Source organism: Ralstonia sp. RL, from assembly GCF_001683835.1.
In the GTDB taxonomy this organism is placed as follows: domain Bacteria; phylum Pseudomonadota; class Gammaproteobacteria; order Burkholderiales; family Burkholderiaceae; genus Ralstonia; species Ralstonia mannitolilytica.
Genome location: NZ_LWRX01000093.1, coordinates 45,388 through 59,856 on the forward strand (window position 1 = coordinate 45,388; position 14,469 = coordinate 59,856).

Below are 14,469 nucleotides of genomic sequence, written 5' to 3' on the forward strand. Positions count from 1 at the left end.
GTTGCAAGCCGCGCCGCAGCGCTGTTGCGTGCCACGCTTGAACACATGGTTTGTTCTGTTGCGAAATGGAACAGCGCAACTGTGCAACCGTTGCGGCCGCCTATGGCGCATGCTCGTGCCGCCGCGGCAGCATGCGTTGCAGGCATCGCTGTGCGTCGAACCATTGGTGCTTGACCACCGCCGCCACGTGCAACACGACCAGGCCGAGCAGCAGATAGGCCGTCATGCCGTGCAGCGTGTAGAACAGGTGCTGCAACGCACTGTCGACCCGGCCCCAGCGCGGCAGCGGGATGCCCCAGAAGCGCGTCCCATACTGGTTGAACGAAGACCCCAGGTAGCCCGAGAGCGGCATGACCACCATGCACATGTAGAGCAGGCGATGTGTGATGCGCGCGAGCTCCGCCTCCCAGCAACGCAGCCCCGCGAGCGGGGCCGGCGCGGGCCGGTGAAGCCGCACGACCGCGCGCCATGCGATCACCAGCGCGGCAGTCAGCCCCAGCGATTTATGCAGGTTGACCCACTGCCCTTTTCCCGGCGCGCCCTTGGGCAGGCCTGTCATGTAATAGCCGAGCGAAAACAAGGACAGCAGCAGCAACGCGCTCACCCAGTGCAGGACCATCTGCGTGTGCGTGTAGGTGCCGGTCACGCCGCGCATCAGCATGCCGGTCCGTCTGTCAGCGCGGCGCATCGAGGCTCCCCATGGAACTCGGAAACGTCACCACGCCCCAGGGCAGCTTGTAGCCTTGTAGCGTCTCGGCCACCTCCCGCCGGCCCGGGTCGATGACCTGCACGCTGTTCGAGCGTCCGCACGCCAGCAGCAGCGCCCGGTCGTCCGGCGTGAAGCTGAAATGCCAGCAGCGCTTGCCGACGGGAATCGCGCCCACGGGTGCAAGCGTGCGGGCGTCGAACACCTGCAGCAGATCGGCGCGGCTTGCCGCCACCCACAGGTAACGGCCTGCACGGTCAAACGCGACACCGTAGGGGCCGCGCTCGGTCGGTATCGTCTTGACCGGCTTGAGCGCCGCGTCGAGCACCAACAGGTTGTTCGAGTTCTCGAGCGTCACCACGTAGGCCTTTGCGTCGGGCGAGATCTTGATGCCGCGCGGCCGGTTGCCGAACGGCGACACGTCGATCGACTGCATCTTCTCGAGCGTGGCGAGGTTGTAGATGCCGACCGTGTCGTCGCCCTCGTTGGCCACCAGCAGCCGCTTGCCGTCGGGCGAGAACTCGATGGCCTCGGTCTCGCGCGCGGCCTTGATGCGTCCGACCACCGTCCATTGACCGACGTCGATGACGGCGACTTCCGCGGGTGCGTCGTCGTCCGGCTTGTGCGCGGGCGCACTCTTGCCGGGCGGCCCGCCACCGGACGAAGGCTCGTACGTCACGAAGGCCCGCCGGCCATCGGGGGACATGCGCATGAACTCGACGTTCCGGCCGACCGGGATGCGCTTGACCTCCTTGCGCGTGCCCGTATCGACCACCGAGACATCGGCACTGCCCTGGTTCGCGGTCAGCAGCCAGCGCCCGTCGGGCATGACGGCAAGCCCGCGCGGGTCCTTGCCGACGGCAATCTCGGCCAGGGGCTTGAACGTGCGCGCGTTCAGCACCGTGACGCCCCCGCCCTGGTTCGTGACATAGGCAACGGGGTCCGGCACCTCGGCGCCCGCCTGCAGGATGGACACCCAGCCGACGCCGAGCAGCGTGGCGATGCGGAGGTAGTAGGTCAACGCAGTCATGGTGGTCGTTCGTGCTGTGGGGTCAGTCCTTGTCGACGCCGGAAGCCTTGCCGCCAAACGAGTACGTCAGGCCGATCCAGATCGCGCGCGGCGGCGCCGGCGTCACGAACTGCTGCGTGGTCAGCGTGTAGATGCTCGTGATGCCCGACAGGCCGTAGGTGGAATAGCGCTTGTTGAACAGGTTGTTGATGTACGCCGAGATCTCGAGATGCTTGGTCGGCTTGTAGTGCAGGTTCAGGTTGACGACGCCATACCCGGCCACCGTGCCGTTCGGGTCGGTGTTGCTCTCGTTGCCGTGCGCCACCTGCTTGCCGACCAGGATCAAGCTGCCGCCCACTGACAGGCTCGGGCTGAACGCATACGACGCGCCGAGCTTGAGCGTCTTGTCCGGGATGCCCGGGATCCGGTTGCCGCTCACGACGTGCTGGCCCGTCGCCGTCGTGAATGCCGATTTGTAGACCGCGTCGACATAGCCGAAGTTGGCCGACAGCGTCCATTTGTCGAGCTTCGTGCTGGCGCCCAGTTCGAACCCTCGGCGCTGCGTCTTGCCGACGTTGGCGAAGTAGCCGTACGTGTTGGACGTGGCGATGAACTGGATGTCGTCGCTCAGGCGCGAGTCGTAGAACGAGGCACTCCAGTAGGTCGACTGGCCGATCTTGCCGCGTCCGCCCAGTTCGATGGTCTTGGCCACGACGGCCTTGAGGTCCGGGTCGCCGTTGAAGCCGGTGGGCAGTGAACATGGGCTGTTCGGGTCTGCGCAGGACAGTTCGATCGAGGTGGGCGCGCGCATCGATTCGCTGTAGTTGCCGAAGATGCCCTGCCCCCCGCCGAGGTCGTAGTTGAAGCCCAGCGCCGGGTTAAACCGGTGATAGTGGTGCGAGCCGGCCAGGCTGTTGGTTTCCGGGCCCGCCACCGCGCCGTCGGGGATGCCGTTCGGGGCGGACGCGCTGCCAGACCCCGTGTTGGCATACCGGTAGGCGTTGGCGTAATCGGGGTTGTAGTACGACACGCCCGATACGTCGTCCGTCCACGCATAGCCGCCGTCTTCGTTCAGGTACCGCCGGTTCGCGCCGCCCTGGTTGAGCGTGGTGTAGTTGAAGCTGCCGGAGGCCGTCACGCTCAGCCGCTTCGTCACGCTGAACGTATCGGTGAAGTACGCGCTGAAGTTGTTGACGCTGGACGACAGGTTGACCGCGCCGATGACGTTGCTGCCCGTAAACGACGCAGGGTTCGATGCCGACGGTGCCAGCCCGTTGCCCGTGAAGCCGTACTGCTGGTTGGGCGTGACCACGGTCTCGTAGTTGATCAGCCGGGCCAGGTACGTGGTCTGGTCATACGTGATGCGCGTATGGTCGAACGCCGCGCCCAGCGTGAACGCATTCTTGTGCCCGGCCAGCTTGTCGAAGTTCGACCACTGGATGGACGCGCCGACCGTGTCTTCGTGCGTGGCCGAGTCCACCACGCTGGTGTTGATCGCGCTGGTCCAACGCCCATAGCCGAGTGCCAGCGCATTCGCACCCGTCACGGCATTCGCGGCGGTGCCGTTGGGCGCCCTGTTGGCACACCTGTAGGCCGTGACGCCGGCCGTGGTGGATGTGGCGAGCGATCCGTCATCGTTGAAGCAGCCGTCGTCCAGCTCGGCGTTGCTGTTGACGTTGCGCAGGCTTGCCTTGCGGTAGTAGGCGCTGCCCGCGATCTGGTTGTCGTCGTTCAGCCAGTGGCTGCCTTTCAGGTTCAGCAGCGCCATCCGGTTCGAGATGGTGTCGGGCCACGTATAGGCGGCGCTGCGGTTGGACATCATGTCCATCGGCAACGACTGCGTGCCGCTCAGCGACGTATCGGCCAGCGCAGCGGAGAGCTCCAGCTGCGTCGCGCCCTCGTTGCCGCGCCATCGCACCTTGCCGTACAGCTGCTTCACTTCCGAGCCGGAGTGGTCGCGGAAGCCGTTCTGCTTGTCGAAGTTGCCGGCTGCGAAATAGTCGACGCCACGCGACGCGTCAACACCGCCTGTCTCGAAGCTCACGGCCTTGCGGCCGAACGAGCCGCCCAGCACGTCGATCGACGTTCCTGGGTGGTCCTTGCCGGTCTTGGTGTTGACGACGAGCGCCCCGCCCAGTGTGTTGAGCCCGAACATCGGGTTGGAGCCGGGCAGGATGTTGACGCTCGACACGGCGTTCATGGGAATGAGATCCCAGTTCACGATCGAGCCGAACGGCTCGTTCACCCGCACGCCGTCAAAGTAGACCGATAGCCCGATCGGCACGCCCAGCAGCGACGACACCTGGAAGCCGCGGTAGTTGACGTCGTTCTGGTACGGGTTGCCGGAGCCGTTGCTGACGCTGACCTGGCCGAGGTTCTCGTTCAGCACGTCCGCCAGGTTCGAGGCGCGCTGCTCCCGGACATCCTTGCCGCTGATGCGCTGGGCGTTGGCGGGAAACTGCGAGAGCGGCACGCCAATGCTGTCGATGGGCGTGGCACCCACGACCTCGGCCGCAGGCAATGCCACCGCAACAAGCTGGTCTTCCGCCCAGGCTCCCGAGTGAAGCCCCGCGGCAGCGAGCGCGAGCACCACACCGCTCAGGCGGGGCGCGGCCTTGCACAGGCGGCTGGTACGCGAATGCACCGTGTGTCTCCCGAAGTGTTCCGTCGCCGTGCCCCCGTGTGCGGACGATGCACCGGGCAACCCGGCATGGCATGGGTTATGGGTGGCAAGGCACCAGTAGCGATGGGGCAGACACCTGTGCGCGCACGCGACGCGACAGTGCGTTGGGTTGGCGCATGGCCGTGTCTCCTCTTCTCTTGCTCTTGTCTCTGCCTGCGGGTCGTTGCCCGGCAGGTCAGCGGCCGGCGCACGGGTGTCGATGGCCGTGCGCCAGCCGTCCTGCTAGACCATCAGAAGAAGCCCAGCGGCTTGGTGTCGTAGCTCACCAGCAGATTCTTGGTCTGCTGATAGTGGTCGAGCATCATCTTGTGGGTCTCGCGGCCCACGCCCGACTTCTTGTAGCCGCCAAAAGCCGCATGCGCGGGATACAGGTGGTAGCAGTTCGTCCACACGCGCCCCGCCTTGATGGCGCGGCCCACGCGGTAGGCGCGGTTGATGTCGCGCGTCCACACGCCGGCGCCCAGGCCGTACTCGGTGTCGTTGGCGATGTGGATGGCCTGCGCCTCGTCCTTGAAGGTCGTCACGGCAATCACCGGGCCGAAGATCTCTTCCTGGAACACGCGCATGCTGTTGTCGCCCTTGAGCAGCGTCGGCTTGATGTAGTAGCCCTTGGCGAGGTTGCCGGGCAGCACTTCCACATCGCCGCCGACCAGGCATTCGGCGCCCTCTTCCTGCGCGATCTCGAGGTAGCTGCGGATCTTGTAGAACTGCTGCTCCGAAGCCTGCGCGCCGACCATCGTTTCGGTGTCGAGCGGGTCGCCGCGCTTGATGGCGGCCACCTTGGTCATCACTGCGTCCATGAAGCGGCTGTAGATCGATTCCTGCACCAGCGCGCGCGACGGGCACGTGCACACCTCGCCCTGGTTGAAGAAGCCCAGCACCAGGCCTTCGGCGGCCTTTTCGATGAAGCTCGGCTCGGCCTGCATGATGTCTTCGAAGTAGATGTTGGGCGATTTGCCACCCAGCTCCACCGTCGACGGAATGATGTTCTCCGCCGCGCACTTCATGATGTGCGAGCCGACCGGCGTCGAGCCCGTAAAGGCGATCTTGGCGATGCGCTTGCTGGTGGCGAGCGCCTCGCCGGCCTCCTTGCCGTAGCCGTGCACGACGTTGAGCACGCCGGGCGGCAGCAGATCGCCGATGAGTTCCAGCAGCACGCAGATGCCCAGCGGCGTCTGCTCGGCGGGCTTGAGCACGATGCAGTTGCCGGCAGCCAGCGCGGGCGCCAGCTTCCACGCGGCCATCAGCAGCGGAAAGTTCCACGGGATGATCTGGCCCACCACACCCAGCGGCTCGTGGATGTGATACGCCACGGTGTGCTCGTTGATTTCGGCCGCCGAACCTTCCTGCGCGCGGATGCAGCCGGCGAAGTAGCGGAAATGGTCCGCCGCCAGCGGGATGTCGGCGTTCAGCGTTTCGCGCACGGGCTTGCCGTTGTCCCACGTCTCCGTCACGGCCAGCATTTCAAGGTTCTGCTCGATGCGGTCGGCAATCCTGAGCAGGATCAGCGAGCGGTCCTGCACCGACGTGCGGCCCCACGCGTCGGCTGCGGCATGCGCGGCGTCGAGCGCGCGGTCGATGTCTTCGGCCGTGGAACGCGGGAACTCGGCAATCACCTCGCCCGTGACCGGCGTGGTGTTGGTGAAGTACTGGCCCTTGACCGGCGCGACAAACTCGCCGCCGATGTAGTTGCCATAGCGCGACTTGAACGAAACGATGGCGCCCGGCGTGCCGGGATGAGCGTAACGCATGGGTTGTCTCCTGATGGATGAGTGATGACGTCAGCGTCTTGGCTTGCGCTGTGTCTGCGCCTTCTCTGCAAGAGCCGGGCCATGTTGCGCGAATGACGTTTGCGCGGCCCGCGATCGCCCACTCGCTGCTGCGCGCTGCCAGGAGTGCTCCAGAATGCAACAGCGGCTGTTGCAAACCGCAACGGCCATCGGCCTGGCAGTGCCGTGCGAACACGCCTCGCGCATGGCATGCATTTCGCAGGAGCACCGGTTCACCTGAACCGGACAGACCCTCGATGAGAAGGCTCCAAGCCAACGCCTGCGCCATCGCGCGAGGCATCGCCGTGCTGATGGCCGCCTGCCTGCCATGGCCGGCGGCCGCCGACGCCAACGCCGACCCTGCCGGCTCGCCGCTCTGGCCGACGGTCCGGCAGGAGGCGCTCGGCACCGCGCCCGCAACCTTCGACACCCGCATCACGATCACCGGCCCCGCGTTTGCGGAAGACCCGATGCAGGTGCCCATCGCCTTCGACGCGTCGGCGCTGGGCAAGGTGGACCGCATCGTCGTCGTGGTCGATCGCAACCCGATCCGCAAGGTGCTGGAGTTCGAGCCGATGCAGGCGCGCCCCGCGCTCTCGTTCCGCTTCAAGCTTCAGGAGGCGTCGCCCGTGCGGGTGGCTGCGCGCACCACGGATGGTGTCTGGCATGTGGCGACGCTCGTCGTCGATGCCACCGGCGGCGGCTGCACGCTGCCCGGCGCCACGCGCGCGAACGCCACCTGGAGCACCACGCTGAACCGCGTGGAATCACGCGTGTTCCCGGGCTTCAGCGGCGCAGGCAGCCGCATCCGCCTGCGCGTCATGCATCCCATGGACACCGGTCTGGTGGCGGGCATTCCGTCGTTCCATATCGAACGGCTCGAACTGCTCGACAGCAGGCGCCAGCCGTTGCTGCGGCTTGCGCTGTACGAACCCGTGGCCGAAAACCCGATCTTCTCGTTCGATCTGGACGGCCCGGCCGCGCGCGGCATCACCGTGGCCGGCGTCGACAACAACGGCAACCGCATCCGCGCACAGGTGACGCCATGAGACGACTGCACGGCGCGCTGCTGGCCCTTGCAATGCTCGCCGGTGGCGCACAGGCTCAGGACCTCGACTATCGCCTCGCCCCGCGACCGGTCGCGCCGGACGTCTGGGTGCTGCAAGGCGCCAACGCCGACTTCGCCCGTGCCAACGGCTGCAACATCATCAACACGGGCTTCATCGATACGGGCGACGGTGTGATGGTGATCAACACCGGGCCGTCATTGCGGTACGGCGAGCAGCAGCGTGAGGCCATCAGCCGCGTCACGCGTGCGCCGGTGCGCTGGGTGTTCAACCTGAATCTGCACCCAGACTACTTCTTCGGCAACCAGGCGTATGCCGATGTTGGCGCGCAGGCGCTGCCGGGCACGATGGCCGGCGCCCAGCGTGAAGGCGCCGCATATGCCGACAACCTCTACCGCCTCTGCGGCGACTGGATGCAGAGCACCGTGTCGACGCCGCCCACGCTGCCAGTGGCGCCCGGCGAGCGCACGTTCGGCCGTCACCGCATCGAGCTGATCCGGTTCGATGGGCATACCGACGATGACCTCGTCGTCATCGACCACACGAGCGGCGTGATCTTTGCCGGAGGTCTGGTCTTCCGCAACCGCATCCCCACCACACCGCACGCCGACATCGCGCGCTGGCTCGCCAGCCTCGATCGCCTGCAAGCCATCGTTGCACGCCACCACGGGTATGTGTTGATCCCCAGCCACGGGCCCGCGCTCGACCACGCAGACGCCATTGCGCAGACGCGCCAGTACCTGCGCTGGCTCGATGCGCGCCTGCGCCGCGCCGCCGAAGACGGCCGCGACCTGGCCGAGGTGCTGGCCATGCCGGCCGCCGACGAGTATGCCCACTGGGCCGGCATGCCTGCCGAGTACGTACGCAACGTGACGCACTTCTACCCCCGCTATGAAAGCGCGGCGCTGGTGCCATGACATGGCGGCGCCCACGCCTGCCCGACGACGCTGGATGGGCCTGATGCTCGCACTCGCGCTCGAACCACCGTTGGCCACGCTGGCGGCGCCGCAGCCCCCGGTATCGCTGCGGCTCCTGCGGCTGCAGCACGGCCTGTACGCCGCACGCGCCAACAACGCCGAAGCCGCGCGCGCCAACGCAGGGGAAGTCGTTCCCACGCTCGTGCACGTGACGGGCAACGGCGTGCTCGTGGTGGACCCCGGCCCGCACGCGGCGTGGGGCGACCGGCTCATCACCGCCATCCGGCACATCACGGCGGAGCCGGTCCGCTGGGTGGTCAACACACACGCGCACCCCGAGCATGTGCTGGCCAACGCAGCGTTTGCACGGCTGCAGCCTCGCCCAGCCTTCCTGGCTTCTGCGGCCACGGCCAGCCTGATGCGCGAGCGCTGCCAGGCTTGCCTGGCACGGCTGGCGTCCATGCTCGGCACGCAGGCCATGCGGGGCACGCACATCGTCTACCCCGAGCCGGCCCTGCGCGACGGCGACTGGCTGCACACCGGCAAGACCGCGTGGCAGGTGCACATCCACACCGCCGCGCACAGCGCCTCCGACACGGTGCTGTACGCCCCGCAGCAGCGCGTGCTGTGTGTGGGCGGCCTGGCGTATCGGCAGCGCGTGCCCGAACTGCAGGACGGCTCGCTGCTCGGGTGGCGGCAGGCCCTGCGCGGCCTTGAGCGGCTGGATGCCGGCATCGTCGTCGGCACGGCCGTCGGCACACCGATGCAGACACTGCTGCCCACGCTGTCGTATCTCGACGCGCTCAACGACGCGATTGCCGATGCGCTCGATGCGGGCGGCGACGCAGCGCATGCCCTCACCTATGCACCGGGCGGCGCGTATCGCGATTGGCGCAACTTCCATCCGCGGCATGCGCTGAATGTCGCACGCGCCTGGCGTGAACTCGAAGACCGCTGGACGCAGAACGCGCCGCTGCGCTAGGCGCTGCTCCATGGCTGAACACGCAACGAGACACGTGTTGCATCGAGTGTCTCGCGATGTCACACGCGTGACACCCACCTACCGCGCGCAAACGTTATTCAACGCACTGCAACTCCTTGCAATGTCGCGCAAACCGGCGCGATGCGCGTGGTACGCATATTGCAATGCCCGCCCGGCGTCGAACGCAGGCCTTGTGTCCGACGCCGCCCCCTGAACAGGCTCGCGCCCAATCCGCGGGGCCCATCACAACGAGAAGATACGGAGACACCATGCAGAACAAGAGCCTTCGACGATACGCCGTGGCAGCCACCCTGGGCTGCGCTGCCAGCGCCGCCTTCGCGCAGTCGTCCGTCACCATCTACGGCACCATCGATGCCGGCGTGCAGTACCGCAACCGCAGCGCCGACAACGCGGGGAGCCTCACCGAGATGCACACCGGCGGCATCAGCCCGAGCATCTGGGGCCTGCGCGGTGTGGAAGACCTTGGCCATGGGCTGAAGGCGACCTTCAACCTCGAAGGACACTACAGCAGCGATACGGGCACGCTCACCAGCGGCCCCGGTTTCAGCTCGCAGCTCTTCCGCCGGCAAGCCAACGTCGGGCTCGACGGCGAATGGGGCGCGATCACGCTGGGCCGCCAGTACAGCCCGGCCCTGCTCGGCACCATCGGCACGGAGCCGCGCGGCTTCAAGGAGCAGTTCTCGAACCTGTACGGCTGGGCGTACAACCAGTTGGCCGCGCCCGGCAACGCGCTCGGCGCCGGCACGAACCCGGGCAACGACGTTGGTGTGTTCACGGGGAACACGGTGCAGTACGCCAACAACTTCGGGCCGGTCTGGCTCGGCGTCGCCTATTCGCTGGGCGAGGCTGCCGGCAGCTTCAGGAAGGGCAACGAGCTCTCGGTGGGCGCCACGTACACCGGCCCGGTCACCGTCGGCCTCGGCTATCAGCAGATCGCCGACAGCGGCTCTGGCGAAACGCTCAGCAGGCTGTGGAACGCTGGCATCGCCGTTCCGGTCGGCGCCTTCACCGGCCGCGTGAATTATCTGGACGTGACGAACAACGCGCCCAGCGGTGCGCGCGTGTCTGATGTGCAATCGATCGGCGTGGGCCTGGACTACAAGTGGAGCGCCGCCAATACCGTCACGCTCGCTGGCTACTACAGCAAGTACAAGAGCAGCGCGCACGACAGCTCGACCAAGTCGATCGTGCTGAGCAACGACTACGCGTTCTCCAAGCGCACGACGCTGTATGCGCAGCTGGTCTACGCCGACGCGGGCGCGGTGGGCACGGCCGATCCGCTCGAAGGCCTGAAGACGTCGATCGTCGCGGGCGGCACGGCCCCGGGCGCGAAGACCATCCTGGGCGGCGTGGGCTTGCGGCACACGTTCTGACCGGCGGATCACCACGCAGCAGAAACGCCCCTTGGCGAGACCACCAAAGGGGCGCTTGTCACCACCGGGCGCCGTTGCGGTCAGGCAGCGTGCAGCGTCGGATAGTCCGTGAGGCCGCGCGCGCCACCGCCAAACAGCGTCTCGCGATCGTGCAGCGCGAGCGGCGCACCGGTGCGCAGGCGCGCCGGCAGATCCGGATTGGCGACGAACGGACGCCCGAACGCAATCAGGTCTGCCCAGCCCGCGCCAATCGCTTCGCGTGCGCGTTCCGCGGTGTACTTGCCGGCATAGATGAGCACACCGGCGTAGGCCGCGCGCAGTTGCTGCTTGAAGGCGACGGGCATCAGCGGGGCATCGTCCCAGTCGGCTTCGGCAATGTGGATGTAGCCCACGCCAAGCGCATCCAGCAGCCGGGCGGCGGCGAGGTACGTTGTCTCGGGGTCGTCGTCCACGCAGCCGTTGAGGGTGGTCAGCGGTGCAAGACGGATGCCGACACGCGAGGCGTCGCCCGTGCCTTCGATGAGGGCACGCGTGACTTCGTCGAGAAAGCGCAGCCGGTTTTGCAGCGAGCCGCCGTAGGCATCGGTGCGCGCGTTGCCCTGCGAATCGATGAACTGGTTTACGAGATAGCCGTTGGCGCCATGCAGCTCGACGCCGTCAAAACCGGCTTGCATGGCGTTGCGCGCGGCGGCACGGTATTGGCCCACGACCTCTGCGATCTCGCCCACCGTCAGCGCACGCGGTGCCGATGCCTGCACGAAGCCCGGCGTGCGGCCGTCTTCGCCAGCGATGAACACGTTCACGCCCTTGGCCTGGAGGGGCGACGCCGATACCGGCTGGCGGCCACCCAGCAGGCTCGTGTGGCTCAGGCGCCCAACGTGCCAGAGCTGCGCGAAGATGCGCCCGCCGTGGGCATGCACAGCGTCGGTCACCTTGCGCCAGCCCGCGACCTGCTCGGGGGTGTGGATGCCGGGCGTCCACGCGTAGCCCTTGCCGAGCGGCGCCACATACGTGCCTTCACTGACGATGAGACCGGCGCTCGCACGCTGCGCGTAGTACGCGGCCATCAGTTCGTTGGCGACATCGCCGGGTTGGCTCGCACGCGAGCGGGTCATTGGCGGCATGACGATGCGGTTCGGCAATGTCAGCGGGCCGAGCTGCAGCGGTTGGAACAGCGGGTCGTTCTGCATGATGTGGATTCTCTGTGGCGGATGTGGGGCAAGTTCAGTCCCACGCCGGGGCCAGCCCCTGCGGGCTCACCTCGCGGCCATTGCGCTCCAGCGCGGCGATCTGCGCCATGTCGTCGTCGGTCAGGCGCAGCGTCCGTGCGATCAGGTTGCTGGCGAGGTTCTCGCGCCTGGTGGACGACGGAATGACCGAGTAGCCAAGCTGCATCGCCCATGCGAGCACCACCTGCGCGGGCGTCGCCTGGTGCCGCTGTGCAATCGTGCCGATCACCGGATCGCCCAGCACCTTGCCGTACGCGAGCGTCATGTACGACGTCACATGAATGCCCTCGCCCTGCAGAAAGCTCACCAGCTTGCGGTTCTGCAGATACGGGCTCAGTTCGATCTGGTTCGTGGCGATCGCGTCCTTGCCCACGGCGGCCATCGCTTCCTTCGTCAGCGCGATGTTGAAGTTGGAGATACCGATCTGGCGGGTCAGCCCGCGCGCCTTGGCATCGGCCAGCGCCGTCATGGATTCGTCAACGGAAACGCCTTTGCCGGGCGCCGGCCAGTGGATCAGCGTGAGGTCCACGTAATCGGTGCGCAGCTTGGCGAGACTCTCTTCGAGGCTCGGCGCAAGCTTGTCCCGGGCGGCGTTGTCCACCCAGATCTTGGTGGTGAGGAAGAGGTCTTCGCGGCGCACGCCGGAGGCGGCAATGGCCTCGCCCACCTCGGCTTCGTTGCCGTAGATCTGCGCCGTGTCGATGGCGCGGTAGCCGAGTTCGAGGGCGTTGCGGACGGCGTCGATGACGACCTGGCCCTGCAGGCGGAAGGTGCCAAGGCCGAATGCGGGAATGTTGCTCATGGTGGAATTTCTGGAAACGAATGCATGCGGCGGTATGCCCAGGCATTCTGGCGGTTGCCACTACTGAAATAAACGCCGTTACCGGACAGAAATATTTGACTTGAGATCAAGTATTGGCGGCCTCTCGCTCACAGCAAGCGCAGGCTGCCTTCCAGCCGGTAGAAGTCCAGCGACGGCGCGGTAAAAAACGAACGCGACGTGCCCGCCGCGAAATCGTCAATGTGCACCACGGTCGCGCGGTCGGCTTCCTGCCACGTGATCACGTAGACCTCGCCGGCGACGTGCTGCCAGGTGTAGGCCACTTCGCCCTCGGCGCCGGCAAAGGCGCCTTCCGTGATCGCGTAGCGCATGTGGATGCCGTCGTCGGCATAGGCGTTGGTGGCGGTGAGGCCTTCATAGCGGACTTCGAACGTATTGCCGGCAAACGGCGGCAGCAGCTTGGGAGGGTGCATGGCAAGGGCTCCGGAAAGCATGCGGGTGACGAAACGGCGGCGTTCAGTGGGCGAGTTCGAGCGGCTCGGCGGTGCGGGCGGGCAGGCCTTCGCGGTCGTCGAGCGGGCCGGTGTGCGCCCTCAGGCCAACTGCCCCGAGCGTGACGGCCGCGGGTCAGCGCGAGTAAGGCGAGTGGCATGGTGGGCACTCCAGGGTCCGATGCGAATGGAGCGCAGTGTGCCCGCTTTACTTTTGCCAAAAAACCGGTCTATAAACGAAAATATCTTGATTTCAGATCAACAATGAAAATCACGCTGGATGAACTCCAGGCCTTTGCCACGGTGGTCGACACCGGCTCGATCACCGCGGCCGCACAACAGCTTGAGTTGACCGTGTCCGCCACGAGCCGCACGCTGGCGCGGCTCGAAGACAAGCTCAGGACCACACTGCTGCGCCGGACCACGCGCCGGCTCGAACTGACCGAAGAGGGCCGCGCGTTTCTGCAGAACGCACGGGCCATCATCGATTCGGTGGAAAGCGCAGAAGAGCAGATGCGCACGCGGCGTGAGAAGCCATCGGGGCGCCTGCGGGTGGATGCGGCTTCGCCCTTCATGCTGCATGTGATCGTGCCGCTGGTGCGCGGCTACCGCGAGCGCTTCCCCCAGGTGGAGCTGGAGCTGAACAGCAACGACGGCATCATCGACCTGCTCGAGCGGCGTACCGACGTGGCCATCCGCATCGGTCGGCTCAAAGACTCGACGCTGCACAGCAGGCTCATCGGACACAGCCGCGTACGCATGCTGGCCAGCCCTGCCTACCTCGAGGCGCACGGCCAGCCGCGCAAGGTCGAGGATCTTGCCCGGCACACCCTGCTCGGCTTCACCGAGCCGGAATCGCTGAACCTCTGGCCCGCACTCGGGCCCGATGGCGAGCCATACAGGATCACGCCTGCGGTGTGGTCGTCCAGCGGCGAGACGCTCCGGCAGCTTGCCCTGGAGGGCACAGGCATCGTCTGCCTGTCGGATTTCATGACCGCGCAGGATCGGGAATCCGGCCGGCTCCTGCAGGTGCTGGCGCGCCAGACGCAGGACGTGCGGCAGCCCATCCAGGCCGTGTACTACCGCAACACAGCCATCTCTGCACGCATTGCCTCCTTCGTCGATTACCTCGTCGAGGCGCTGCGCGGCAAGCCCCCGGCGCGCGGCGCAGCGAAGTGGATGGCACCGTGACGACGCGGGCACTTCATTCAGGACTCAGAACGGGATCGAAGCGTGGCCGATGCCATCAAACTCTGCGGCGGCGAAATCGCCGCGGACGGCCCGGCAAAGCCGGCACATGGCGCGTCCGGCCTGCGCGAACCTCGGCGTGCTGCGGAGCCAAACAAAAAGCCCCTTGGCCGTGAGACCAAGGGGCTTCTGCTATTGCTGGCGGAGAGGGTCCATTTTGAACCCCTCGCGTACTGCTTAGCGCAAGGGTCAG

General features: G+C 66.7%; 13 protein-coding genes. 6 read left to right on the forward strand and 7 right to left on the reverse strand.

What is annotated here, in order from left to right:
* Positions 1 to 100 precede the first annotated feature (100 nt).
* From A6M56_RS08785 to exaC, 4 genes are all read right to left on the reverse strand, one after another.
* On the reverse strand, positions 101 to 688 hold the full coding sequence (locus A6M56_RS08785; protein ID WP_257984050.1) for a cytochrome b: 588 nt from the start codon (positions 686 to 688) through the stop codon (positions 101 to 103).
* Complete coding sequence (locus A6M56_RS08790) at positions 675 to 1,736, reverse strand: beta-propeller fold lactonase family protein (protein WP_102080016.1); 1,062 nt, start codon at positions 1,734 to 1,736, stop codon at positions 675 to 677. Before A6M56_RS08790 ends, A6M56_RS08785 begins: the two co-directional genes overlap by 14 nt.
* A 22-nt stretch (positions 1,737 to 1,758) precedes the next feature.
* Entirely contained in the window at positions 1,759 to 4,359 is a 2,601-nt protein-coding gene (locus A6M56_RS08795) for a TonB-dependent receptor domain-containing protein (RefSeq protein ID WP_102080017.1), read from the reverse strand.
* Between the two features lie 269 nt (positions 4,360 to 4,628).
* Positions 4,629 to 6,149 (reverse strand): acetaldehyde dehydrogenase ExaC, encoded by a 1,521-nt coding sequence (gene exaC / locus A6M56_RS08800; RefSeq protein ID WP_045787399.1) that lies wholly within the window; start codon positions 6,147 to 6,149, stop codon positions 4,629 to 4,631.
* A 329-nt stretch (positions 6,150 to 6,478) separates the two neighbouring features.
* Between exaC and A6M56_RS08805 the strand changes: the two genes are divergently transcribed.
* From A6M56_RS08805 to A6M56_RS08820, 4 genes are all read left to right on the forward strand, one after another.
* Positions 6,479 to 7,216: a quinoprotein dehydrogenase-associated SoxYZ-like carrier gene (locus A6M56_RS08805; RefSeq protein WP_099050677.1), complete on the forward strand. Its 738-nt coding sequence runs from the start codon at positions 6,479 to 6,481 to the stop codon at positions 7,214 to 7,216.
* Positions 7,213 to 8,151: a quinoprotein relay system zinc metallohydrolase 1 gene (locus tag A6M56_RS08810; protein ID WP_102080018.1), complete on the forward strand. Its 939-nt coding sequence runs from the start codon at positions 7,213 to 7,215 to the stop codon at positions 8,149 to 8,151. The genes A6M56_RS08805 and A6M56_RS08810 overlap by 4 nt, the downstream gene beginning before the upstream one ends.
* Positions 8,152 to 8,185: 34 nt before the next feature.
* A complete protein-coding gene (locus A6M56_RS08815; protein ID WP_045787913.1) occupies positions 8,186 to 9,133 on the forward strand; it encodes an MBL fold metallo-hydrolase in 948 nt (315 codons plus the stop codon).
* 269 nt (positions 9,134 to 9,402) lie between these two features.
* On the forward strand, positions 9,403 to 10,527 hold the full coding sequence (locus tag A6M56_RS08820) for a porin (protein ID WP_102080019.1): 1,125 nt from the start codon (positions 9,403 to 9,405) through the stop codon (positions 10,525 to 10,527).
* An 80-nt stretch (positions 10,528 to 10,607) separates the two neighbouring features.
* Here A6M56_RS08820 and A6M56_RS08825 read toward each other — a convergent pair whose 3' ends face one another.
* The 3 genes from A6M56_RS08825 to A6M56_RS08835 all read right to left on the reverse strand — a co-directional run bounded on the left by A6M56_RS08825 (position 10,608) and on the right by A6M56_RS08835 (position 13,010).
* Entirely contained in the window at positions 10,608 to 11,717 is a 1,110-nt protein-coding gene (locus A6M56_RS08825) for an alkene reductase (RefSeq protein ID WP_102080020.1), read from the reverse strand.
* Between the two features lie 34 nt (positions 11,718 to 11,751).
* Positions 11,752 to 12,558 carry a 2,5-didehydrogluconate reductase DkgB gene (gene dkgB / locus A6M56_RS08830; protein ID WP_045787404.1) on the reverse strand — a complete coding sequence of 269 codons (807 nt, stop codon included), beginning with the start codon at positions 12,556 to 12,558 and terminating at the stop codon, positions 11,752 to 11,754.
* 128 nt (positions 12,559 to 12,686) lie between these two features.
* Positions 12,687 to 13,010 (reverse strand): MoaF-related domain-containing protein, encoded by a 324-nt coding sequence (locus A6M56_RS08835; RefSeq protein ID WP_102080021.1) that lies wholly within the window; start codon positions 13,008 to 13,010, stop codon positions 12,687 to 12,689.
* Between the two features lie 282 nt (positions 13,011 to 13,292).
* Here A6M56_RS08835 and A6M56_RS08840 point away from each other — a divergent pair, with 282 nt between their 5' ends.
* On the forward strand, positions 13,293 to 14,219 hold the full coding sequence (locus tag A6M56_RS08840) for a LysR family transcriptional regulator (RefSeq protein ID WP_045787405.1): 927 nt from the start codon (positions 13,293 to 13,295) through the stop codon (positions 14,217 to 14,219).
* A 42-nt stretch (positions 14,220 to 14,261) separates the two neighbouring features.
* A partial coding sequence (locus A6M56_RS08845; protein WP_286758077.1) for a hypothetical protein occupies positions 14,262 to 14,469 on the forward strand: 208 nt, incomplete at its 3' end.

Coding starts and splice junctions, on each gene's coding strand:
- A6M56_RS08785 (WP_257984050.1), bottom strand. CDS start 688: ATGCGCCGCGCTGACAGACGGACCGGCATGCTGATGCGCGGCGTGACC.
- A6M56_RS08790 (WP_102080016.1), bottom strand. CDS start 1,736: ATGACTGCGTTGACCTACTACCTCCGCATCGCCACGCTGCTCGGCGTC.
- exaC (WP_045787399.1), bottom strand. CDS start 6,149: ATGCGTTACGCTCATCCCGGCACGCCGGGCGCCATCGTTTCGTTCAAG.
- A6M56_RS08805 (WP_099050677.1), top strand. CDS start 6,479: ATGGCCGCCTGCCTGCCATGGCCGGCGGCCGCCGACGCCAACGCCGAC.
- A6M56_RS08810 (WP_102080018.1), top strand. CDS start 7,213: ATGAGACGACTGCACGGCGCGCTGCTGGCCCTTGCAATGCTCGCCGGT.
- A6M56_RS08815 (WP_045787913.1), top strand. CDS start 8,186: ATGGGCCTGATGCTCGCACTCGCGCTCGAACCACCGTTGGCCACGCTG.
- A6M56_RS08820 (WP_102080019.1), top strand. CDS start 9,403: ATGCAGAACAAGAGCCTTCGACGATACGCCGTGGCAGCCACCCTGGGC.
- A6M56_RS08825 (WP_102080020.1), bottom strand. CDS start 11,717: ATGCAGAACGACCCGCTGTTCCAACCGCTGCAGCTCGGCCCGCTGACA.
- dkgB (WP_045787404.1), bottom strand. CDS start 12,558: ATGAGCAACATTCCCGCATTCGGCCTTGGCACCTTCCGCCTGCAGGGC.
- A6M56_RS08835 (WP_102080021.1), bottom strand. CDS start 13,010: ATGCACCCTCCCAAGCTGCTGCCGCCGTTTGCCGGCAATACGTTCGAA.
- A6M56_RS08840 (WP_045787405.1), top strand. CDS start 13,293: ATGAAAATCACGCTGGATGAACTCCAGGCCTTTGCCACGGTGGTCGAC.